Raw genomic sequence first — 22199 nt, 5'->3', positions numbered from 1 at the left:
CTTCTCAAGTACCGAACCAGGCTCTTCTATAGCCGGTTCCCCCACCATAGCTCCTGGAAATCAGTAGATCGCTGGGTCAAAGCCTTCGCAGCGTTCCACAATGCCATCATCTAACCTTGACACCCTCCTGACACCTGCCACAACGGTTTTGAATGTGCGATGTGTTAACGAAATTATGAGCGTGAATCGGGGCGGCGACGTCGCCTTCCGGATCTCGAGCGAGCCCGCCGTGGAACCCGAGTGTACGACCCTCTCGTGTGAGCTGTCGGCGGCGGCGACCGAGCCCGGCGTCGTCACCGCCGTCGCGATCGCGGGTCTGCTCGCGCTCCTCACGTTCGCGTACATTCGGGACGCCGAGACCGTCTGCCGTCGCGAACGCCGCCGCGTCACGGACGAACACGACGCGTTCGAGGAGTTCGCCGACCGCGTCGCGGCGCTCGATCCGTGTCCCGCAGAGGCGACGGATCCGTCCGCGGCCGCCGTCAGCCAGCTGGTCGGCGCGCGCCGAGCCGGCGGCAGTGCGGTCGGCGACGTCCGTCTCAGGCGCGTGCTCGACACGTACCGCGACACCGTGATGTCGTTACCGCACTACAGCGAGGAGTACGACGAGAGCGTCGCCGAGAGCCTCGCGGCGGAGTTGGGCCCCGATACGACCGTGTCGCTGGCGTCGAACGGGACGCTCTCGCCGGGGTTACAGTCGGCGCTCGTCGACCGCAGCCGGCGGGCGGCGGCCGCGAGACGCTCGCTCGCGGACGCCATCGACGTCGAACTCGACGCGCTCGACGACGCCGGCGCGACCGTAGAGCGGATCGATCGGCGTCGCGTCCGGTTGAACCAGCACCTCGACGGGATCCCGCATGGGAGGCGGGCCGACGCGTCGATCGACGTCTGGGAACGGCTCGCCGACCTCGAGTCGGAGTGTGACGCCGTCGCCGGCGACCGGCAGTCGACGCTTCGGAATCCCCCGATGTCGCCGGACCGGGTCGGTGGCGGCGTCGAGACCGGCTTCTACGAGTACCTCTACGCGCCGATGGAGGGTCCCGACCACCCGGTGTTGGCGTCGATCGCGACGCTCGTCGACCGGATCCGGGAGGACCGCGACCGCGTCGCCCGCCGGATCGCGGACGGCGTCTGAGCGGCCGGCGCGGCCGACGTGCCTCGGAGGTCCGTCGAACCGTTATATAAAACGTTATGTATAGCACTTCGTAACGGGACGGACGGCCGCACGGGTGATCCAGTATCCTTCGCATCGAGTTCCAGACCGTCCCGTCGGGGATCGTTAGTGAGATAGCCGACCAGGTACCGGACGTGCGGTCGATCGAGTTCGAGAACGCCTTCTACGCGGACGGGGGGGACTGGATCGAGTCGCTGCTCGTCACCTCACGGTCGCCGTTCGATCCCGAGGCGGTGCTGTCAACCCTCTCGCGGGTCGATTTGTTCCACCACGAACAGGTGGTGAACGGATCGGAGCCGACCTATCGATTGACCATCGTCGCTCACGAGCCCTACCCGTTTCTTCTCGGCGTCATCCTGCGTGAGAACGCGATTCCCAATCGCTTGGAACTCCGGAACGGCCACCTTCAGGGGGTCGTTACCGTCGAGGAGTGGGAGACGTTCCGGACGCTGGCGGACAGGATCCAGGAGCAGTTCGGGCGGTTCGAGCTCCTGAGCGTGAATCAAGTCGAGACGACCGGCGAGCCGCTCGGGAGCGGACAGCTCGGCCGGGTGCTGCGCAACGAGCTCTCCACCGAACAGCTGACCGTTCTGCGGACCGCCCATCGAATGGGGTACTTCGACGTCCCGCGGCGCGCGTCGGCCGACGACATCGCGACCGAGCTCGACATCGCCCAGTCGACGCTCAGCGAACGCCTGCGGGTTGCCGAAAAGCGGCTATTCGACCTCGTCTTCTCGGCTCCCGACGGGGCGTCGGCGGACGACGCCGACGAGGGATGACCGCCGAGACCCCGTCACGCCCGTCGCGAAACCCCCCGGAGTTTCGAGACAGGGATCACGTACCCGTTCCCGATCTCCGGGAGCCGACGAACCGGCCGGATCGGTGCCGGATCGGCCATCCCTAATAAAGAATGATGACTATTGAGGGGTATCGGGAGTAGGTACAATCCGATTACGGGGGTATGTGCGAGTGGCATGTCGCAAGACAAGCGCTTCGATATCGAAAGGGGAACCACACCACGACGACGATTCATCCAGATCGCGGGCGCGACGGGGATCGCGGGGCTGGCCGGTTGTGGTGGTCAGAGTGGAGACGGCGGTGGTGGCGACGACGGCGACGGCGGTGGTGGCGACGGCGGTGGTGGCGACGACGGCGACGGCGGTGGTGGCGACGGCGGCGGCGACGCCGCGTCGATAGAGACCCGGTTCTGGGACGAGTGGCCGGTCGAGACGAAGGGCGTCGACGTCAACGACGAGGCGATCCAGTTCGAGTACACCGCGGTCGAGGGCGAGACCGTCCCCGAGGTCGACACCCACTTCGCACAGGACGAAACCCCGTGGATGCGGGAGTTCGCGCTCGAAGTTCAGGAGTCGATGAACGAACTCGGCGTTCCGGTCAATCTGATCAACGTCCAACCGAGCACCCGATACGGCGAGTTCTGGCGGGCCGACGTCGGACACCCGGTGCCGATAACGATGAACCTCCACGGACCGGACCCACAGCGCGGACTCGACCCGAACCCGTTCCTGATGCGCGCGCACCCGGAGACGGGCGGGAACTACTACAACTACAAGAACGACGAGGTCACGGAGCTGCTCGACGAGCAGGCGTCGACGATCGGCGACCAGGAGGCGCGCGCGGAGATCTGTCACGAGGTCGCCCAGCTGCTCAACGAGGACGCCTACCTCATCGCGGCGAACTTCCCGGAGGTCATTACGGTGGCTAACACCGCAGACTGGGAGGGATACGTCCCGACGCCCGGCAACGGGACGACCCGCGACTCGTTCATCTGGACGCAGGTCAACCTCCAGCCGCAGGGCGACTCGACGACGTGGGTGAAGGGGGTCACCTCGGGGATGCAGGGGACGAACCTCCCGTTCTCCAGCGGGGGACAGGAGGAGAAGCGCCTCCTCAACGTCTACGACGGGCTCTTCGACGCCTCGCCGGAGCTCGAGATCGTGCCTGCGCTCGCGACGAACGCCGACGTCGTCGACGACACGACCGTCGAGATGGACCTTCGCGAGGGCGTCGAGTGGCACGACGGCGAGTCGTTCGGCCCGAACGACGTCAAGTTCAGCGTCGAGTTCTATCAGGAGAACAACGCGCCCCAGCAGGCGGCGTTCATCCGGACGATCGACACCGTGGAGGTGCTTTCGGAGAGCGGCGGCGGCCGCGTCCGATTCAACCTCACGGAGCCGGACGCCGCGTTCCTCACCCAGCGGGTCGTCCGCAGCGCCATCATCCCGGAGCACCGCTGGTCGGACGTCGACAGCCCCAGCGAGTACAACCCCGACAACCCGGTCGGGACCGGGCCGTTCTCGTTCGTCAACTGGGAGCAGGGGTCCGAGCTCCGGTTGGAGAAACACGAGAACAACTGGATGTGGGACGACGACGTCCGCGAGGAGCTGCTCGGGGACTACTTCGTCCCCGGCGACGGGATCGACGAGATGGTCCACGCCAACGTCGGGAACGTCTCCACGCTCATCGGGGCGATGCAGTCCGGCGACATCGACGCCATCGGGACCACCGTCTCGAACCAGCAGGCCGACCGCGCGGCGGGCGCCAGCGGCGTCGAGAAACAGACGGCGCGCAACTACGTCCCGACGGACGTCCACCTCAGCCACCTCGTCCCGCTGTTCCGGGACAAGACGTTCCGCGTGGCGCTGTCGCACGCCTTCGACAAGGAGGGATTCGTCGAGAACACGCTCGGCGGCCGCGGGGAGGCGATCGAGGGACAGAACCTGCTCACGCCGCTTCTGACGCCCTACCACGGCGAGACCGAGCCGTACGAGTACGACGTCGAGGGCGCGCGAACGATGCTCCAGCAGGCGGGGTACACCTTCGACGGCGACGACAACCTGGTCTGGCCGGAGGGTGACGCCTGGGACGCATTCGCCGAGCGCGTCGAGAACGGCCACGCGTCCCGCACCGACCTCGATCAGGCCGACTTCTCATAGAGAGCATAAGTTCACATGAGTTTTCGCCGATTTTTAATAAAGCGGACGATGATCGCGGCGTTGCTGACGCTGATCGCCGTCAGTATCATCTTCGCGACCCTGCGTCTGCTTCCCGCCGACCCGTTCAGCGCGCTCGTGGCCTCGGGGTCGTTGACGCCCGCGGAGGTCGAACAGATACGGGCGATGTACGGGCTCGACGACCCCATATACGTCCAGTACTTCAGATACATCCAGAACCTGTTCACGTTCGAGTTCGGCATCTCGCTCACCCAGCAGCGCCCGGTCGGCGAGATCATCATTCCCGCGTTGGTCAACACGCTCGTGCTCCTGTTGCCGGCGCTCGTCGTCACGGCGATAATCAGCTCGCTGGCGGGGATGTACGCCGGCTGGAACCGCGGGTCGTGGTTCGAGCAGTCGAGCATCGTCGTCACCACGGTCTTCCGTGCGACGCCGATCTTCGTCACCGGTATCTTCCTTCTCATCATCTTCTCGTACGGGTTGGGCTGGCTCCCGGCGTTCGGGATGCGCAGCTCGCTCGCGAACCCACAGGGGTACGTCGAGACGTACGTCTCCGTGGACTTCCTGAAACACTACATCCTCCCGTTCACCGCGACGGTGCTGTTCTACAGCGGCGACTTCCTGATGCTCGCGCGCAACTCGGTCGTCGAGCGGAAGGGGTCGGAGTTCCTCATGCTCCACCGCGCGAAGGGGCTCTCGGAGATGGAACAGCTCGGCCGGGCCGGGCGCAACTCGCTTCTGCCGCTCGTCACCTACTTCGCGCTCCGGACGGGGATGCTGTTCCAGGGAGTGATCACGCTGGAGGTCGTCTTCGCGTGGCCGGGGATCGGCCGCGCGCTCGTCCAGGCGATCCTCAACCAAGACTATCCGACCGTCCAGGCGGCGGTGTTCATCATGGCGCTCGCGGTCATCGTGATGAACCTCACCGCCGATTTAGCGTACGCGAAACTGGATCCGACGGTCGAGGCAGGTGACGTTTAATGTCAGGATACAGCTTCGACACCGACACGGCGAAGGAACGGCTCCGCTCCGAACTCGGACGGGCGGGACGCACGCTGCGGTTCGTGCTACAGGACAACGCGGCGAAGGCCGGCTTCGCGGTCATCGTCGCGTTCGGGTTCCTGGGGGTCTTCGGCCCGTACCTGGCCCCGTACCACCCGATCGAGGACACGCTCCAGCAGGGCGGATCGATGATGCGACTCCAGTCACCCGGCGGCAAGGCGCTGCTCGGTACGACCTCGTTCGGCAAGGACGTGTTGAGCCAGTTCCTCGCCGGCGCGCGACCGACGCTTATCGTCGGCCTGTTCGGCGGCGTCGGGACGGGCGTTCTCGGCTTCCTCGTCGGGCTCACGAGCGGCTACTTCGGCGGCCGCGTCGACGAGTTCCTGATGCGGCTGACCGACCTCACGTTCGCGCTCCCGTTCCTGCCGATGGCGCTCGTGATCCTCTCGTTCGTGACGCCGAGCGTCTGGCTCATCACCGCCGTGCTGGTCGTCTTCCTCTGGAAGATGCCCGCGCGCGTCATCCGATCGGAGGTGATGACCGTCAAGGAGCGGACGTTCGTCAAGTCGGCCCGCGCCAGGGGGGCCGGCCACACGCGGACGATGTTCCTCCACGTCGCGCCGAACGTCCTCGGGATCGGCTTCCTCTACACCGCCTACGCCGTCGGCTGGTCGATCGTCGCGGGGGCGTCGCTCGCGTTCCTCGGCTTCGGCGACCCGACGACGACGTCGTGGGGACGGATGCTCCAGCAGGTGTTCCGCTCCGGCGCGATCCGCACCGCCTGGTGGTGGGTGCTCCCGCCGGCGGTCGGCATCGGCGCGGTCACGACGGGCGTCTTCCTGGTCGGACGCGCGTTCGAGGAGATAGTCAACCCCGACCTACAGACGGACAAAGAATGAGTCTACTCGAAGTCAACGACGTGAAGATCGCGTATCGGATGCCGGGAAACGACGTCCACGCCGTCAACGACGTCTCCTTCTCCATCGACGAGGGGGACAACTACGGGCTCGTCGGCGAGTCCGGCTGCGGGAAGTCCACGCTGGCGAAGTCCGTCCTCGGACTCCTCGACGACAACGGCGAGGTCCGCGAGGGGAGCATCGAGTTCGACGGCCGGGAGCTGCTCGACCTCTCCGAGCGGGAGTGGCAGTCGGTCCGCTGGGAGGACATCGCCTACATCCCGCAGAGCGCGATGGACTCGCTGGACCCGGTGATGACCGTGGGCGCACAGATCCGCCAGGCGATCCGCAAACACCGGGACGTCTCGAAGGCGGCGGCGAACGAACGCGTCGCCGAGGTGTTCGAGATGGTGGGTCTCGACCCCGACCGAACGGGGGATTACCCGCACCAATTCTCGGGCGGGATGCGTCAGCGCGTCACCATCGCCATGGCGCTCGCGCTCGACCCCGACCTCCTCATCGCGGACGAGCCAACCACCGGGCTCGACGTGATCGTCCAGGACAAGATCATGGACAAACTGATCGAGATCCAAGAGGAGACCGGCAGCTCCCTGCTGATGATCACCCACGACGTCGGCGTCGTGGCCGAGACCTGCGACGAGATGTCGGTGCTGTACGGCGGGAAGGTGATGGAACAGGGTGCCACCGACCGGATCTTCCGGTCGCCGACGAACCCCTACACGATCGGGCTGAAGAACGCGTTCCCGGAGGTCGACGAGTTCGACGAGCAGGCCATCTCGATTCCGGGGTCGCTGCCGGACCTGACCGAGGAGCCGACCGGCTGCGTGTTCCGCAACCGGTGTCCGTTCGCCACCGAGGAGTGTGAAGACGGGCATCCGCCGCTGACCGAGGCGGGCGGACAGCTGTCGGCCTGTTACCACACCGATCGGTCGGACGAGCTGCGCGAGAAGGCCGCCGACCCCGAGACGTGGGGGATCGACGTCCGCGACGAACGCGATCGGTCGGGCGGCGTCGGCGACACGATCCTCGAGACCAGAGGCCTCGAGAAGTGGTTCAAACAGCCGCAGGGGATCCTCGAGGACCTGCGCGGGGAAGAGCCCGACTACGTCAAGGCCGTCAACGGCGTGGACCTCTCGGTCCGCGAGGGCGAGATCGTCGGCGTCGCCGGCGAGTCGGGCTGTGGCAAGTCCACGCTGGCCGAGGTGATCGCCGCGCTCCAGGAGCGCACCGGCGGCGAGATCCTGATCGAGGGGACGCCGGTCGACGAGCTTCTCGGGGAGAGCACGAAGGAGTTCCGCTCACAGGTCCAGTTCATCTTCCAGGACCCGTTCGACTCGTTGAACCCCCGCCAGCGGGTTCGCGCGGCGGTCGGCGAGCCACTGAAGATCCAGGGACACGACCCCGAGACGATCGAGCGACGCGTCAGGGAGACGATCGAGGACGTCGGGCTCAAACCGGCCGGGAAGTACCTCGACCAGCTCCCGACCCAGCTGTCGGGCGGAGAGAGACAGCGCGTCGCGATCGCGCAGGCGCTCGTGCTCGAGCCGAAGTTGTTGATCTGTGACGAGCCGGCGTCGATGCTCGACGTCTCGCTCAAGGCCAACATCCTCAACATCCTCAGGGAGAAGGCCGACGAGCGCGACATCGGGGTCGTCTACATCTCACACGACCTCGCGAGCCTCACGCAGATCGCCGACCGGCTGGCCGTCATGTACCTCGGTCGGATCGCCGAGATCGGGGACACGACGGACGTCATCACGGCGCCGAAACATCCGTACACGGCGTCGCTTCTGTCGGCCTCTCCGAAGACCGACCCCGACGTCGACAGACAGCGGGTGCTGTTGCCGGGGGAACCGCCGAACCCGGTCAACCTCCCCGAGGGGTGTAACTTCGCTCCGCGGTGTCCGAAGGCCGACGAGACGTGCCGGGGCGAGGAGCCGACGCGGTCGACGTTCGTGGACGACGACCACGAGGCGGCCTGCTACCACCCGGTGAAAGACGTCGAGTCCGAGCTGTTGGAGCGGTACGCGGCGGCCCGCGAGGAGGAAGTCGGGGAGGTCGTCGCCGAGGAACTAACGCTGTAGTCGTCGGCTCGCCCGCCGACGATCTCGCCGTTTCTCGCGTCGTTCCCGCCGTTTCTGCCGCCTTTCGCACGTAACCCCCTTCAGTCGCGCGTCCGCACCAGCGCGTCGACGGCGACGGGGCCGTCCGCGGTGACGACGACCGGATTGAGGTCGAGTTCGGCGACCGCGTCGACGGCGGCCGCCAGGTCACCGACGTTCACGAGCAGGTCGACGAGGGGGTCGACGGGGAGCGGCTCGTCCCCGCGTCGGTCGGTCAGCAGGTCCGCGAGCGCCGTCCCCTCGACGGCGCGGCGCGCGTCGGCTCGCGAGAACGGCGGGACGAGCGTCGCGGTCTCGTCGAGCGCCTCCACCAGCACTCCGCCCGGACCGACCGTGACCAGCGAGCCGAACGCGTCGCCGGGCGCGACGCCGAGGATGGCCTCGACGCCGTCGTCGACCATCGGCTGGACGAGCACGCCCGCGACCTCGTCGGCGTCGACGCGCGCTAACGCGGCGTCGGTCACGTCGTCGTACGCCTCGCGGACGGCCGCGGGCGAGTCGAGGCCGAGCTCGACGGCGCCGGCGTCGCTCCGGTGGGGGAGCGCCGGCGAGTCGACCTTACAGACGACCGGGAACCCGACCTCGCGGGCGGCGGCGACGGCCTCGTCGGCGTCCGTCGCGACTCGCGTCTCGACGACGGGAACGTCGTACGCGTCGAGCAGCGGTTCGGCCTCGTTCCACGTCAACACGCGGTCCCGCGGGAGGTCGAGATCGGCTGCGTCGACACGGTCGGCGTCCGGCGCGTCGAGCGCCGCCGCGAGGTCGGCCCGCGAGGGCTCGTCGACGGCCCGGTCGCGGTCGGCGGCGTACTCGACGGTCGAGGCGACCGCGTCGAGACAGCGCCCAGGGTCCTCGTAGACCGGGATCGACTCCCGGAGGCGGGCGTACGGCGGCGTCTGCGTCGGGTCGTCCGGCTCCTTCCGCCCGGTCCAGAGGACGTACACCGGGTCGGCGGCGTCGGCGGCGATCGCCTCGAGGTCCGCCGCGATCGTCTCCGCGCGCTCGTCGACGCCCGGTAGCCCGATCGCGAACACGTAGGCGTCGAAGGCGTCGTCGGCGAGCACCGCGTCGGCGATCGCGGGGAGCACCTCCGCGCCGTACCCCCGGATGTCGGCGGGGTTGTTGAACCCGCCGTAGGTGAGCAGCTCCTCGATCCCGAGCAGCGTCTCCTCGGCCTCCCCGTCGACGTCGGGCAGCGAGAGGTCGCGCTCGGCGGCCATGTCCGCGAGGAGGCTCGCGAGGCCGCCGCTGGTCGAGGCGATACAGACCCGGTCGCCGTCGGGGGTATCGTACGCGGTGTGGGCGGTCGCCCGCGAGAGCAGGTCCGGGATGTCCGGCACCCGCTGGACGCCGGTCTGGTCGAACGCCGCCTCCCAGGCCGCGTCGCTGCCGGTGAGCGATCCCGTGTGCGAGAGCGTCGCCTCCTCCGCGAGGTCCGACTGGCCGATCTTCACGGTCAACACCGGCGTCCCGTTCCGCGTCGCCCGCTCGGCGACGCGCATGAACCGCTCCGGGTCCTCGATCCCCTCGACGTAGGTACACACCACGTCGACGGTCTCCCGTTCCGCGAGGTAGGCGACGTAGTCCGTGAGCGCGAGGTCCGCCTCGTTGCCCGTCGAGACGATGTGGCTGAAGTGGAGGTCCCGGTCGGCCGCCCGCTCGAAGAACGTCGTGAACGCCAGCGCGCCGGACTGGCTGACGAGGCCGATCCGGCCCGGTTCGGGGTCGCGCGAACACGTCGAGGTGAGCGTCGCGCCGCGGGCGGCCATCACGCCGATACAGTTCGGCCCGACGACGCGGATCCCGGCGTCGACGGCGGTCTCGGCCAACCGCGCCTCGAGCTCCGCGCCCGTCTCGTCGGCCTCGGAGAACCCGGCGGTGAGCACGAGCGCGACCGGCACCCCTCGCTCGCCGGCCGCGGCGACGACGTCGACGACGTACTCCCGCGGGACGCTCACGACGACGAGGTCGACGGTCTCCGGTACCTCCGAGACGTCGTCGTAACACCGGCGGTCCCACACTTCCTCCCGGTTCGGGTTGACGGGGTAGAGCGTCCCGTCGAAGCCGTAGTCGAGGAGGTTGTTCACGAGGTTGCCCGAGTAAAAGGAGTCGGGGCTCGCCCCCACGACCGCGACCGACTCCGGATCGAAGAGCGGGCCCAGTTCCGGGACGGCGGGGGCCGTCTCGGCTCGCGACTGAACGACCGACGCGTCGTCTCCTGACATACCCGTCGATTTCGGAGGGACCCGCCTCAACGTACCCCCGAACGCCCCCAATAGTCATCATCCTTTATTACGGTCGGGGCGCACGTCGTGGAGACATGGAGATACGTCGCGTCGAAGCCGTCCCGCTCCGGCGGGAGCTCGACGAGCGGTTCGCGAACGCCCAGAAGTGGATCTCGTCGCGCGAGTACTGTCTGGTCCGGGTGGAGACCGCCGACGGGGCCGTCGGCTGGGGAGAGTGCTGGGGGCCGATCGCCGGCACCCGCGAGACCATCGACGACCGGGTCGCGCCGCTGCTCCGCGGACGCGACGCGCAGGCCGTCGAGTCGGTCCACGAGGACCTCGTCTTCGACCTCCGGTCGGCGTACCACTCGACGGTCCCGGCCGGGCTCGTGAGCGGCGTCGACCTCGCGCTGTGGGACCTCCGCGGCAAGGCGACCGGGGGATCCGTCGCGACGCTGCTCGGCGGCGCGCGTCGCGAGTCGGTCCCCGCCTACGCGACCGGCCACTTCTGGCCCCCGATCGAGGAGTTCGCCGACCTCGAGGCGGCGGTCGTCTCGGAGGCCGAGTCGCACGTCGACGCCGGGTTCGACGCGCTCAAGCTGAAGATCGGCACGGAGCGCCACTTCGGTTGGGGGCCGGACGCCGACGTTGCGCTGGTCCGGGCGGTCCGGGAGGCCGTCGGCGACGACGTGGCGCTGATGGCCGACGCGAACCACGCGTACGACCTCCCCGCCGCTCGCCGGGTGGCGGACGGGCTCGCGGAACTCGACGTGCGCTTCTTCGAGGAGCCGCTCCCGCCGGAGCGAGTCGGGGCGTACGCGCGGCTGAACCGGGAGAGCGGGGTCCCGATCGCCGGCGGGGAGTGTTGGGCGTTCGCTCCCGAGTTCCGCCGCGTCGTGAACGCCGGTGCGATCGACGTGCTCCAGCCCGACGTGACCAGCGCGGGCGGACTCACGTCGGCGCGCCGGGCCGCGGAGTTCGCCGACGCCGCGGGGGTGGCGACCTATCCCCACGTGTTCGGGAGCGCGGTCGCGCTCGCGGCGAGCCTCCAGCTGCTCGCGACGCTGCCGGGATCGCCCCGACTGGAGTTCGACCGCACGCCGAACCCCATCCGCGAGGAACTCGCCGTCGACCCGATACGGAACGAGGGAACGACGGTGCCCGTCCCGGACGGGCCGGGCCTCGGAGTCGAGATCGATCCGGAGACGCTCGAACGGTTCCGAGTCGAGTGAGGGCCGAGGCGTTCGCCGGCGACGACGATCGGCGCGTGGAGGGTCGGCGCGTACCGACTCGCGGCTCCCTTACAGCCGCGATCGGAGGTCCGCGACGACGTCGTCGGTGCCCGCCGTCCCGCCGATGTCGGGGGTTCGGGGGGCGTCGTCGTCCGCGAGTTGGTCCGTGACGCCGGTCCAGAGCGCGTCCGCGGCCCGCGTCTCGCCGAGCTCCTCGAACAGCATGGACCACGAGAGTACCGTCGCGAGCGGATTCGCGACGCCCTCGCCGACGATGTCGGGCGCGCTCCCGTGGACCGGCTCGAACATCGAAGGAGACGACTCGTCGGGGTGAACGTTTCCGGAGGGCGCGAGCCCCATGCTCCCGGTGATCTGCGCCCCGACGTCGGTGAGGATGTCGCCGAAGAGGTTCGAGGCGACGAGGACGTCGAACTCGTGCGGGCGGCGGATCAGGTCCATCGCCGCCGCGTCGACGAGGAGCCGCTCGACCTCCACCGACGGGAACTCCGTCGCCACCTCCTCCACCACGTCGTCCCAGAACACCATGCTGTGCGCCTGCGCGTTCGACTTCGTGACGCTCGTCAGGTGGCCCTCCCGCGCCGCCGCGGCCTCGAACGCGGCGCGGACGATCCGCTCCGTGCCGCGGCGGGTGAAGAGCGCCGACTGGACCGCGGTCTCGTGGTCGAACCCGCGGTGTTCGCGGCCGCCGACGCTGGCGTACTCGCCCTCCGTGTTCTCGCGGTACACCACGAAGTCGATGTCGCCGCTCCCGTACCCGCGAAGCGGGCTCTCGATCCCCTCGAACAGGACGTTCGGGCGCTTACAGACGTACTGGTCGAACCCCTTGCGGATCGGCAACAGGAGCCCGTGGAGCGTCACGTGGTCGGGGACCTCCGGGTGGCCGACGGCCCCGAGGAAGATCGAGTCGAACGCCGAGAGCCGGTCGAGGCCGTCGTCGGGCATCATCTCGCCGCGGTCGAGGTAGCGCTCGGTTCCCCAGTCGAACCGCGTCGTCTCGAAGGAGAACCCGGCCTCCTCGGCCGCGTCCGCGACGAGCGGGAGCGCCGCGTCGACGACTTCCGGCCCGATCCCGTCGCCCGGAATCACGGCGATCTCGTAGGCGTCCATGACCGACGCATCCGACCGATCCGTGTTTAACCCTTTGAAACCTACCGTTTCGTTGATATGAATTCGAGCGACCGGCACGGGCCGTGGCGGTCACGCCGGCGGCCGGTAGTGGAAGCGCCCCTCCGCGATCGGCCGCGCGGTGCGACCGACCCGGACGCGCTCGACCGCCGGCTCGCCTTTCTCCGTCGCCGTCTCGACGCCCACCGTGATCGTTCCCTTCGGGTGGCCGATCCGCACGTCCGAGGCGTCGCCGTCCCGGACGAACTCCGTCGGGATCGTCCCGTCGAGTCGACACGCCGCCGCGAGACACATCGCGCCGGTCATCGCGTAGGAGTGGTGCGGCGTTTGCGTCGTCACGATCCGGGAGGTGACGTCGATGTCGTCCGCGTCGACGCGTCCGTCGCCCGAGCGCGCGAACGACTGCGGTTCGGAGACGAGCGCGACCTGCGGGACCGCCGCCCGCTCGTCGGCCGCGTCGCGGCGGTCCTCGACGAGGCCGAGGCGTTCACACGCGGCCCCGCGGATCAGTTCGAGCCGCTCCAGCAGGGCGGGGTCGTCCAGATCTCCGGGGAGTTCCGTGCCGTCGAGCCCGAGGTCGCCCGCCCTGAGGAACACGTTGAGGTTCGCGACGTCGATCAGCGAGACGGGGTAGTCGTCGCCGTCGACGGTCACCGTCTCGCGGCGGTTCCCGGTCGGGAACAGCGCTCCGGTGAGGGACCCCTCCGGCTCCCGGAAGTACGAGTCGATCCGCGCGCCGGTGCCGGGGATCCCGTCGACGCGATAGTCGCCGCGGACCGCGGGCTGCCCGTCGACGACGGGGATCGTCTGGTCGACGTGCGTGTCCGTGTTGGCGTTGTACAGCGTCACGGTCGTCTCGGGCTCCGTGGGCTCGATCATCCCGGAACGCAGCGCGAAGACGCCGACGCCGCTCGTGAGGTTACCGCAGTTACCCGACCAGTCGACGGTCGCGCGGTCGACGCCGACCTGTCCGAACGTGTACGCGACGTCCGCGGTCGGCCGATCGGCCGCCTCGACGATCATCACCTTGCTCGTGTGCGAGTTACCGCCGCCGATGCCGTCGATCTGGAGCGGGTCCGGGGTCCCGAACAGCTCGATCAGGGCCGCGTCCCGCCGCTCTCCCGCCGGCGGCAGCTCGTCCGGCGTCACGTACAGCCCCCGGCTCGTGCCGCCGCGGATCAGCCTCCCGCGGACGGACTCCTGTCGCGTCGAGTCGACCATGGTGGCCGCGTGACCCCGTACCGACGTAGGCGTTTCCCCGGCGACGACCGCCCTCGGTGTCGTCTCGGCGGCCGCGGCGCGGATCTCACTCCGTCTCGGTCGAGAACTCCCGTTCGAGCCGGTCGACCTCCGGTTTCCCGACGAGGTCCATGTACTCGTCCCAGTCGACGACGCTGTCGGGGGCCTCGTACTCCTCACGGGTCCCGACGGCCGTCTCCAGTTCGGCGAGCGCCCGCTTCATCCCCGCGGTCGCCGCGGCGGTGATCAGCCGCGGGTAGATGACGAGGTCGACCCCCATCTCCTGGAGCCGCGGAGCCGGGATCAACGGCGTCGTCGGGCGGCTGCGGACCCCGAACCCCATGTTGACGGAGAGGTGCGCGCCGTCGACTTCGCGGGCGACCCGCCGGATGTCCTCCGCGGTCGTCAGCGCGTCCGCGAAGACGACGTCGGCCCCGGCGTCGGCGAACGCGTTCAGCCGCGCTATCGCCTCGTCGAGCCCGTGGGTCCCGGCGGCGTCGGTCCGTGCTTTCACCAGGAGATCCGGCGCGTGGTCGTCGCGTGCGGCGACGGCCGCGCGGACCTTCTCGACGGCCCGATCGAACCCGATCACCGATTTGCCCGCCATGTGGCCGCACCGCTTCGGCCACTCCTGGTCCTCGATCATGACCGCCGCCGCCCCCGCGTTCGCCAGCGTGCGGACCGTCCGGTGGACGCTCACCGCGTTCCCGTATCCGGTGTCGGCGTCGACCCAGATCGGGATGTCGACCGCGTCCGTGATCTGGCGAGACTGATCGGCCACCTCGGGGAGCGAGAGGAACCCCACGTCCGGCTGAGCGAGCCGGCCGTTCGAGACGCCGGCACCGGAGAGGAAGCCGGTCTCGAACCCCTCCCGTTCGACGAGCCGCGCGCTGATCCCGTCATAAACGCCCGGAGCGATCGTGATCTCCGGATCGGCCAACGACTCCGCCAACCGTCGACGTCCGTACATACGCGCGACGGACGTGCCCCTCGCGGAAATAACGCCCGGACGGTTCGCTCGCGACGCGAGTCGGCGACGGTCGCTACTCAAACGCCCAGAGGACGACCGAGATGACCGTTCCGAGGCCCAGCGCCGCGGTGAGGAGCCAGAACGCCGGCTCGAACCCGGCCGTCTCCGAGAGGAACCCGACGAGCGCCGGAGAGGACGCCCCGGCGACCATGAGCAGCGTCCGCACCGCCCCGAGGCTGCCGCCGGCGACGGACGCGGGGATGACGGACATCAGGTACGCGCTGCGGACCGGGCGGTAGCCGTGAGAGCCGAGGCCGAGACAGACGATCGCCGCGCCCAGCGGGATCGCCCCCGCGACGCCGGTCAACAGCACGACCGAACCGAGGCCGACCGTCGCGAGCCCGAGCGTGACCGCGATAACGGGGAGTTCCCCCGTCCGGTCGCTCATCTCGCCGGTGAACAGTTGGACGAGGCTCACCGCGAACAGCGCGCTGAAGAGCAGGCTCGCCGTGGCCGATCCGAGCCCGGCCTCCCGCGTGAGGTACAGCGGGAGGAAGGCGATCGCGGCGTTGTACGCGAACGAGAACAGGACGGTCACCGCGACGAACGCCGAGAACCGCGGGTTCCGGAAGAGCGCGGCGTACTTCCGGAATGGGATCCCTCCGGCGTCCGTCCCGCCGACGTCGACGTCCGAGACGCGCTCGGGAACCCGAGCGACGAACGCGGCGGTCACGGCGACCCCCGTGATCCCGGCCGCGAGGAACGTCGTCCGCCAGCCGGCGCCGAGGAGGCCGGGGAGTCCGGAGAAGGCGACCACCGCGGCGGGGGCCGCGACGCCGCCGAAGGTGCCGAACGTGTCGAACACGCCGAGCGTCCGCCCGGTCCGGCGCGGGTACGCCCGCGAGAGCAGCCGCACGCCGACCGTCTTGAGCGTGCCCGTTCCGGCCCCGATCGTCAGCATGGCCCCGACGAGCAGGACGAACGGCCCGTCGACGGCCAGCGCGAGCGCTCCGAGGGCGGCGAGCGCGGCCCCGGAGCCGATGACGGTCACCGAGCTGAACCGGTCCGCGAGCAGCCCGGACGGGAACTGGAGCACGGCGTACACGAGGAGGAGTCCGCTGAACGCGGTGCCGAGCACCGCCGTCGACACCTCGTACACGTCGGCGATCCGCTCGAACAGCGGCGGGAACGCGAAGCGGACGAACTTTCCCAGAAACCACAGCGTCGACGTGAGGACGATCGCGTCGAACCGTCCCAGCCGACCCGACGACGACCGTCCCACGCCTCGTCAGCACCCCCGCTCTCGACCGTCCGAGTCGGCGTCGGTCTCGGCGCTCGGGCGGGCCGTGGGGATGCCCGACCGACGTCGCTCAGTCGGTCGGACGGAAGCCGGTCGCTCGGCGATCATCGTGCCGAGCGGTAGCATCCGGGGGTTCATAACGGTGATGAACCCCTCCCGCGCCGCTCCTCGTGGCGGCGTCCCACGTGATCCGAGGGTTCATAACGGAGATGATCCATACGATCGATCGGGATGGTTAGCCACGAGCGCGAGGGGGCGGATCCCGCGGGGGACGACGCCGATCGACCGAGCGCGACCACCTCCCGCCGGCCGAGCGCGAGCGCCGTGGAACCGCCCGGACGGGTGCGCGGATGACGCTCCTCGACGTGGACGACCTGTCGGTTCGATACGACACCCGCGACGGGGCGCTCCACAGCGTGAACGACGTGTCGTTCACCATCGACGACGGGGTCAACTACGCGCTGTCCGGGGAGTCCGCGTCCGGGAAGTCGACGACCGCGAAGGCGATCCTCGGCCTCCTCCCGGACCACGCCGAGATCGAGGCGGGGACGATCGAGTTCGAGGGGCGGGACCTGCGGGCGCTGACCCCGTCGGAGCGGCAGGACCTCCTCTGGGAGGAGATCGCGTTCATCCCCCAGACGGCGATCGACGCCCTCGACCCGGTGATGACCGTGGGCGCACAGATCCGACAGGCGATCCAGACGCACCGGGAGGTCTCCGAGCGGAAGGCTCGCCGCCGCGCCCGCGAACTGTTCGAGACGGTCGGGCTCGACCCCGACCGCGTCGGCGACTACCCCCACCAGTTCTCGGACGGGATGCGCCAGCGGGTCGTCATCGCGATGGCGCTCGCGCTGGATCCGAAACTCGTCATCGCGGACGAGCCCACCACCGGGCTCGACGTGATCGTCCAGGACAAGATCATCGACAACATCCTCCAGATCCAAGAGGAGACCGACAGCTCGTTGCTGCTCATCACGCACGACCTGAGCGTCATCGCGGAGACCTGCGACGAGATGTCGGTGATGTACGGCGGAACCGTGATGGAGCAGGGCCGCGTCGAGAACCTGCTTCTCAACCCGTCGAACCCGTACACGATGGGCTTGAAGAACGCGTTTCCCGCGCTGGACGACGACGGCGACGGGCTGGTGTCGGTTCCGGGGAAACCGCCGCAACTGGACGAGAAACTGGCGGGCTGTGTCTTCGAGCCCCGCTGTCCGTTCGCGAGCGATGAGTGCGCGACGACGACGCCCGATCTGGAGGAGCTACCCTACCGGAACCAGCGCGTCGCGTGTCACAACACGGACCGGGCGAACCGGATGCGGGAAGAGGCCGAGACGGCATCGACGTGGGGCGGCGGTGCGGAGGGGTCACGCTCGGTCTCCGATGACGCGATTCTCGAGGTCGAGGAGCTGTGTACGTGGTACGAGCGCTCGGAGTCGCTGCTCGGTCGCCTCCCCGTCGACGGCGTCTCGCCGACGGTGACGGGGTTCACGAACAGCCTCAGCCGGTGGTACGAGCGGCGCGGCGAGATCCTCCGGGAGGTGCTCGACGGCGGCGACTCGCACGTCCGGGCCGTCGACGGCGTCTCCCTCTCCGTCGCGCGCGGCGAGATACTCGGCGTCGTCGGCGAGTCGGGCTGCGGGAAGTCAACGCTCGGACAGACGCTCGCGCTGCTCGAGGAGCCGACGGCCGGCGGCTTCACCTTCGACGGGCGCTCTCACGAACACTACCGGGACGGGAACCTCCAGTCGTTCAGACAGAACCTCCAGATCGTCTTCCAGAACCCCTACGAGTCGCTGAACCCTCGATTGACGGTCGAGACGCTCGTGAAGGAGCCGCTCACGATCCACGGCTACCGGCTCGACGAGCGCGACGCCGCGGTTCGGGAGACGCTCGAACGGGTCGGAATGGCTCCCGCCGAACGCTACCTGGACAAGTACCCGAACGAGCTCTCCGGCGGCCAGCGCCAGCGCGTCGCGATCGCGCGGGCGCTCGTCATCGACCCCGAATTCCTCATCTGCGACGAGCCGGCGTCGATGCTCGACGTCTCGCTCCAGGCGGAGGTGCTCAACCTCCTCCGGTCGCTTGCCAACACCGAGGGGATCGGCGTGCTGTACATCTCCCACGACCTCGCGAGCCTCACGCAGATCGCCGACCGTATCTCGATCATGTACCTCGGGCGGTTCGTGGAGACGGGGACGACGGAACGGATCGTGGCGGACCCGAAACACCCGTACACGGAGGCGTTGCTCGCGGCGGTCCCGGAGACGGACCCGCGGGGCGACCGCGAGCGGATCGCTCTCTCCGGGGAACCGCCCGACCCGGAGGGACCGACCGAGGGGTGTCGGTTCGCGCCGCGCTGCCCGAAGGCGACCGAGCACTGTCGCGAGGAGGAGCCGGAACTCGACGCCTGGACCGAGCCCGGCCACGCGGCGGCGTGTTTCCATCCGACGAAGGAGTCGACGATCGGCAAGCCAGCGCGGATCGGCGAGACGGCCGACGACGACTGAGCGGGCGAGCGCCCCCGGCCGATCACCTGGTCGCCCGGACCAGCAGCTTGTGGTTGACGAACGACTCGATCCCTCCGTTCTCGCGGGTCAGATCGAACGTCTCCGCGGCGCCGGGCGGCGCGTTCTCGAACGCGGCGGCGACTCGGTCGCGGCGCTCGGCCGACGCGTCGACGTTCGCGATCCACTCGTCGTACCGGAGGCGTTTGGTGACGACCCGTGCGGTCTCGACGGAGAACCCCGCGGCTTCGAGCCACTCGGTCCAGTCGGCGACGCGGTGCGACCGGACGTGCGTCGGGTCGCGGAGCCGCTCCACCCGGTTGAGGAACCGGTCGAGGGCGTCGTCGTCGGGCGCGACGTTGTCCTCGAAGGCGAACGTCCCGCCCGCTTCGAGGACGCGCGCGACCTCGTCGACGAACGCGGTCGGTGCCGGGAAGTGGTGAGCCGCGATGCGGCAGGTCGCCGCGTCGAAACTCGCGTCCGCGAACGGGAGACGCTCGGCGTCACAGATCGCGCCCTCGAGGCCGGGGAACGCCGCCGTCGCCGTGGCCACCATGGCGGGCGCGGCGTCGGTCGCGACGACTCGGTCGACGCCGGCGTCGAGGAGCGCGCCCGCGGTATGGCCCGCACCGGTGGCGACGTCGAGCCCCCGATCGGCCGATCCGCACCAGCCGGCGATCCGGTCGAGATCGTCGCCGGCGCGGTGGACGTCGCTGTCGAGGTACGCGGCGGCGTGGTCGCCGAAGTGCGACGCGGCCGAGCGTTTTCGGTCGCTCGCGTCGGACATGTTCCCCCGTCCGGCCGCCCGGCGAAAGGCGTTCCGGTCGGATCGGTTCCGAAACCGGATCGACCCGACCACGGGTTTTTCGGGGAGTGCGATCGTGTGACCCACATGGTTCGTCGATCGCTTCTGTACTGTCCGGGCGACGATCGGGAGATGATGGAGAAGGCCGTCGAGACGGAGGCGGACGCGGTCATCTTCGACCTCGAGGACGCCGTCGCCCCCGACGCGAAGATCGGGGCCCGTGGAACCGTCCGGGAGATGCTTGACTCGCTCGACGACCCGACGCCGGACGTTACCGTCCGGATCAACCCCTACGACCGGACCGGGCCGGAGGACGTCGAGAGCGTCGTCGGAGAGGTCGACTCCCCGCCGGAGAGCGTCCTCCTCCCGAAAGCGGAGTCGCCCGAGACCGTCGACGCGCTGGCCGAGGACCTCGACGACCTCGCGAGCGAGCCGATCGGGGTCGTCCCGCTGATCGAGACGGCCGCGGGCGTCGTGGCCGCCGAGGAGATCGCGGAAGCAGGCGGCGTGGACGGGGTGGCGTTCGGCGACCAGGACTTCACCGCCGACGTCGGCGCGACGGTGACCGACGACAAGACCGAGTCGCTGTACGCACGCGAGCGGATCGTCGTCGCGGCGGCCGCGGCCGGCGTCGACGCCTTCGACACCGTCTACACCGACATCCGGGACCTCGACGGGTTACGCGAGCAGGCCGAGTTCGTCGTCGAGCTCGGCTTCGACGGGAAGCTCGCGATCCACCCCGACCAGGTCCCGGTGATACACGAGGCGTTCACGCCGACCGCGGACCAGTTGGGGTGGGCGGAGACGGTGCTCGCCGGACAGGAGCGCGCGACCGAGGAAGGGACGGGGGCGTTCACCGTCGACGGGCAGATGATCGATCCGCCCCTCGTCGAGCGCGCCCGCACGCTCGTCGAGCGCGCCGAGGCGGCCGGGATCCGGTGATCACGCGACGGCGTACTCGTCCGCGATCCGGCGCATCGCCTCGCCGAGCCGGTCGCGGTAGACGTCCAGGTCCGCGGCCTCGATCGGATTGCCGTGGATCGGCGCGACGGCGCGCACGTCGAACTCGTCGAAGATGTCGTCGAGCGTACGCTCGACCTTTTCGGGGGCGACGTAGCGCAGCCAGACCAGGTTGTCGCGGTGGTACTCGTAGACGGCCTCGGCGGGCGTGACGTCCGGGAAGTCGCCCGAGAGGTGATCGCACTGGCCGGGGTCGTGGTAGTTCCCGAAGCCGTCGGCGGTGAACAACACTCCGTCGCCGTGGTCGTAGATCCACGTCGTGTGCGATCGGTCGGCGAGCGGCGGGTCGATGAAGCTGAACTCCCGGCCCTGGATCGTAAGCGAGCCGCCGATGTCGCACTTGCGGGCGTCCGGGAGCCCCTGCTGGGCCGGCGACGCCGACGAGGCGACGAGTTCGACGTCCTCGGTGTCCCCGCCCAGGGGCGAGACGTTCGCCGCGTGGGGGTAATCCGAGTGCGAGAGCACGATCGCGTCGGGGCCGTCCCCGCCGGTCGCCTCCTCGACGGCCGCGGTGATCTCCTCGCGGTGATAGAAGGAGCCGGAGTCGACGAGCACCGTCCCCGCCGGCGCGCGGAGCAGGTACAACGAGACGTGCTCGTGTCGCCCCTCGTGGTCGTAACACTGGTTTATCCACTCGACGGTCGGCGTGACAGGGGTCGTCATGGATCCACCCCGAGAGCGTGGGTTCCCGTCATGAGTCACCCGAGCGTCCCGATCCGTTCCTGTCCGTCGATGGTGCGGGTCACGTCCTTCATCAGATCCATGTAGTCGGTGGCGTTCTCACGTATCACGAGCCCGTGTGCGGGCGCGACGATCTGCGGGTCGAACTTCTCGACGAGCCTGTCGATCTCGGCGTTGGTCTTCTCGACGTCGACGTACTGGTACCAGAACAACACTCGGCCGTGGAACTCGACCAGGCGGCTGGGGTCGAACTCGCCGTCGAGCTCGTCGACGAAGGTCAGCTTCTCCTCGTCGAGATGGATGAATCCCATCCAGTCGACCGGGAACAGCGTCTCCGTCTCCCGTTCCGTCATCCACACCGAGACCGGCGCGTCGAGGAACGTCGCCTCGTGGAACTCGACGACCCGGTCGCCAAGGTCGATCCGATCGCCCTCGGTGACGTGGATCCCCTCGTCGAGGTGGTACAGTTCGTGGTCGTTGCCGTAGCCGGGCGCGACGAGCGTCGTCTCCGGGTGCGCTTCCAAGATCGCCAGCGTGTTCCCGGCGTGAGGCACGTCCGGGTGCGAGACGACGAGGTAATCGAGCCCGCGGTCGCCGACCAGTTCGTCGACAGCGGTCAGTATCTCCTCGGTGCTCGCCGGCGACAGCGTGTCGAAGAGCAGCGTCTCCTCGCCGCCGTCGACGAGGTACGCACACTGGGGGACGTACGCCTCCCGCCCGGCCTCGTACCACTCCGGGTCCCGGTCGGCGAGGTCCCACGATTCCGTTCTGTCCGGCCCGGCCTCGTAGATCCAGTGGATACCGGGAGCGATCTCGCGAGACATACGATCATCAACGATCAGGGTAGATACAAAAATCCAGGGTTCCCGGCCGTTCGCTCGCG

At 69.2% G+C, this 22199-nt stretch carries 17 protein-coding genes; 9 read left to right on the top strand and 8 right to left on the bottom strand.

Features of this window, described 5'->3' with window-relative positions; genetic code table 11:
• Positions 1-175 precede the first annotated feature (175 nt).
• The 6 genes from NO889_RS15015 (at position 176) to NO889_RS14990 (ending at position 8152) form a co-directional block, all read left to right on the top strand.
• The gene (locus NO889_RS15015) at positions 176-1135 is read left to right on the top strand and encodes a DUF7260 family protein (protein WP_256413041.1); all 960 of its coding nucleotides are present in this window, start codon (positions 176-178) and stop codon (positions 1133-1135) included.
• Positions 1136-1308: 173 nt separating this feature from the next.
• Positions 1309-1953 (top strand): helix-turn-helix domain-containing protein, encoded by a 645-nt coding sequence (locus tag NO889_RS16460; protein ID WP_343217973.1) that lies wholly within the window; start codon positions 1309-1311, stop codon positions 1951-1953.
• Positions 1954-2148: 195 nt separating this feature from the next.
• Positions 2149-4131 (top strand): ABC transporter substrate-binding protein, encoded by a 1983-nt coding sequence (locus tag NO889_RS15005; RefSeq protein WP_256413040.1) that lies wholly within the window; start codon positions 2149-2151, stop codon positions 4129-4131.
• Between the two features lie 15 nt (positions 4132-4146).
• A complete protein-coding gene (locus NO889_RS15000) occupies positions 4147-5130 on the top strand; it encodes an ABC transporter permease (protein ID WP_256413039.1) in 984 nt (327 codons plus the stop codon).
• Positions 5130-6050: an ABC transporter permease gene (locus NO889_RS14995; protein ID WP_256413038.1), complete on the top strand. Its 921-nt coding sequence runs from the start codon at positions 5130-5132 to the stop codon at positions 6048-6050. The genes NO889_RS15000 and NO889_RS14995 overlap by 1 nt, the downstream gene beginning before the upstream one ends.
• Positions 6047-8152, top strand: a complete 2106-nt coding sequence (locus NO889_RS14990; protein ID WP_256413037.1) for a dipeptide ABC transporter ATP-binding protein — start codon at positions 6047-6049, stop codon at positions 8150-8152. The genes NO889_RS14995 and NO889_RS14990 overlap by 4 nt, the downstream gene beginning before the upstream one ends.
• Positions 8153-8232: 80 nt before the next feature.
• On the opposite strand, the gene NO889_RS14985 is transcribed toward NO889_RS14990, so the two are convergent.
• Positions 8233-10416, bottom strand: coding sequence for an acetate--CoA ligase family protein (locus NO889_RS14985; protein WP_256413036.1), 2184 nt, complete (start codon positions 10414-10416; stop codon positions 8233-8235).
• A gap of 95 nt (positions 10417-10511) precedes the next feature.
• Between NO889_RS14985 and NO889_RS14980 the strand changes: the two genes are divergently transcribed.
• Positions 10512-11648, top strand: coding sequence for a mandelate racemase/muconate lactonizing enzyme family protein (locus NO889_RS14980; RefSeq protein WP_256413035.1), 1137 nt, complete (start codon positions 10512-10514; stop codon positions 11646-11648).
• A gap of 69 nt (positions 11649-11717) precedes the next feature.
• Here the strand turns inward: NO889_RS14980 and NO889_RS14975 are convergent, their stop codons facing one another.
• From NO889_RS14975 to NO889_RS14960, 4 genes are all read right to left on the bottom strand, one after another.
• A complete protein-coding gene (locus NO889_RS14975) occupies positions 11718-12776 on the bottom strand; it encodes an isocitrate/isopropylmalate dehydrogenase family protein (protein ID WP_256413034.1) in 1059 nt (352 codons plus the stop codon).
• A 90-nt stretch (positions 12777-12866) separates the two neighbouring features.
• Positions 12867-14015, bottom strand: a complete 1149-nt coding sequence (locus NO889_RS14970; protein WP_256413033.1) for a 2-methylaconitate cis-trans isomerase PrpF family protein — start codon at positions 14013-14015, stop codon at positions 12867-12869.
• Positions 14016-14100: 85 nt separating this feature from the next.
• Entirely contained in the window at positions 14101-15003 is a 903-nt protein-coding gene (locus tag NO889_RS14965) for an isocitrate lyase/PEP mutase family protein (RefSeq protein ID WP_256413032.1), read from the bottom strand.
• Between the two features lie 73 nt (positions 15004-15076).
• Positions 15077-16285 carry an MFS transporter gene (locus tag NO889_RS14960; protein WP_256413031.1) on the bottom strand — a complete coding sequence of 403 codons (1209 nt, stop codon included), beginning with the start codon at positions 16283-16285 and terminating at the stop codon, positions 15077-15079.
• Positions 16286-16653: 368 nt separating this feature from the next.
• Between NO889_RS14960 and NO889_RS14955 the strand changes: the two genes are divergently transcribed.
• The gene (locus NO889_RS14955; protein WP_256413030.1) at positions 16654-18813 is read left to right on the top strand and encodes a dipeptide ABC transporter ATP-binding protein; all 2160 of its coding nucleotides are present in this window, start codon (positions 16654-16656) and stop codon (positions 18811-18813) included.
• Between the two features lie 22 nt (positions 18814-18835).
• On the opposite strand, the gene NO889_RS14950 is transcribed toward NO889_RS14955, so the two are convergent.
• Positions 18836-19597, bottom strand: a complete 762-nt coding sequence (locus tag NO889_RS14950; protein WP_256413029.1) for a class I SAM-dependent methyltransferase — start codon at positions 19595-19597, stop codon at positions 18836-18838.
• A gap of 105 nt (positions 19598-19702) precedes the next feature.
• Here NO889_RS14950 and NO889_RS14945 point away from each other — a divergent pair, with 105 nt between their 5' ends.
• Positions 19703-20557, top strand: coding sequence for an HpcH/HpaI aldolase/citrate lyase family protein (locus NO889_RS14945; protein ID WP_256413028.1), 855 nt, complete (start codon positions 19703-19705; stop codon positions 20555-20557).
• Here the strand turns inward: NO889_RS14945 and NO889_RS14940 are convergent, their stop codons facing one another.
• Both NO889_RS14940 and NO889_RS14935 read right to left on the bottom strand, forming a co-directional pair.
• Positions 20558-21298 (bottom strand): MBL fold metallo-hydrolase, encoded by a 741-nt coding sequence (locus NO889_RS14940; protein WP_256413027.1) that lies wholly within the window; start codon positions 21296-21298, stop codon positions 20558-20560. It abuts the gene before it with no gap.
• Positions 21299-21333: 35 nt separating this feature from the next.
• Positions 21334-22140: an oxygen-binding di-iron domain-containing protein gene (locus NO889_RS14935; protein WP_256413026.1), complete on the bottom strand. Its 807-nt coding sequence runs from the start codon at positions 22138-22140 to the stop codon at positions 21334-21336.
• Positions 22141-22199: the final 59 nt, after the last annotated feature.

The sequence above is a fragment of the Halorubrum rubrum genome, from assembly GCF_024494685.1.
GTDB classification, from domain to species: domain Archaea; phylum Halobacteriota; class Halobacteria; order Halobacteriales; family Haloferacaceae; genus Halorubrum; species Halorubrum rubrum.
Note: the sequence above shows the minus strand (reverse complement) of the source record. Positions and strands in the feature narration are given on the sequence as shown.

Bases quoted from the DNA above. Each gene is read 5' to 3' on its own strand.
- NO889_RS15015 (WP_256413041.1), top strand. From the start codon at position 176: ATGAGCGTGAATCGGGGCGGCGACGTCGCCTTCCGGATCTCGAGCGAG.
- NO889_RS15005 (WP_256413040.1), top strand. From the start codon at position 2,149: ATGTCGCAAGACAAGCGCTTCGATATCGAAAGGGGAACCACACCACGA.
- NO889_RS15000 (WP_256413039.1), top strand. From the start codon at position 4,147: ATGAGTTTTCGCCGATTTTTAATAAAGCGGACGATGATCGCGGCGTTG.
- NO889_RS14995 (WP_256413038.1), top strand. From the start codon at position 5,130: ATGTCAGGATACAGCTTCGACACCGACACGGCGAAGGAACGGCTCCGC.
- NO889_RS14990 (WP_256413037.1), top strand. From the start codon at position 6,047: ATGAGTCTACTCGAAGTCAACGACGTGAAGATCGCGTATCGGATGCCG.
- NO889_RS14985 (WP_256413036.1), bottom strand. From the start codon at position 10,416: ATGTCAGGAGACGACGCGTCGGTCGTTCAGTCGCGAGCCGAGACGGCC.
- NO889_RS14980 (WP_256413035.1), top strand. From the start codon at position 10,512: ATGGAGATACGTCGCGTCGAAGCCGTCCCGCTCCGGCGGGAGCTCGAC.
- NO889_RS14975 (WP_256413034.1), bottom strand. From the start codon at position 12,776: ATGGACGCCTACGAGATCGCCGTGATTCCGGGCGACGGGATCGGGCCG.
- NO889_RS14970 (WP_256413033.1), bottom strand. From the start codon at position 14,015: ATGGTCGACTCGACGCGACAGGAGTCCGTCCGCGGGAGGCTGATCCGC.
- NO889_RS14965 (WP_256413032.1), bottom strand. From the start codon at position 15,003: ATGTACGGACGTCGACGGTTGGCGGAGTCGTTGGCCGATCCGGAGATC.
- NO889_RS14955 (WP_256413030.1), top strand. From the start codon at position 16,654: ATGACGCTCCTCGACGTGGACGACCTGTCGGTTCGATACGACACCCGC.
- NO889_RS14950 (WP_256413029.1), bottom strand. From the start codon at position 19,597: ATGTCCGACGCGAGCGACCGAAAACGCTCGGCCGCGTCGCACTTCGGC.
- NO889_RS14945 (WP_256413028.1), top strand. From the start codon at position 19,703: ATGGTTCGTCGATCGCTTCTGTACTGTCCGGGCGACGATCGGGAGATG.
- NO889_RS14940 (WP_256413027.1), bottom strand. From the start codon at position 21,298: ATGACGACCCCTGTCACGCCGACCGTCGAGTGGATAAACCAGTGTTAC.
- NO889_RS14935 (WP_256413026.1), bottom strand. From the start codon at position 22,140: ATGTCTCGCGAGATCGCTCCCGGTATCCACTGGATCTACGAGGCCGGG.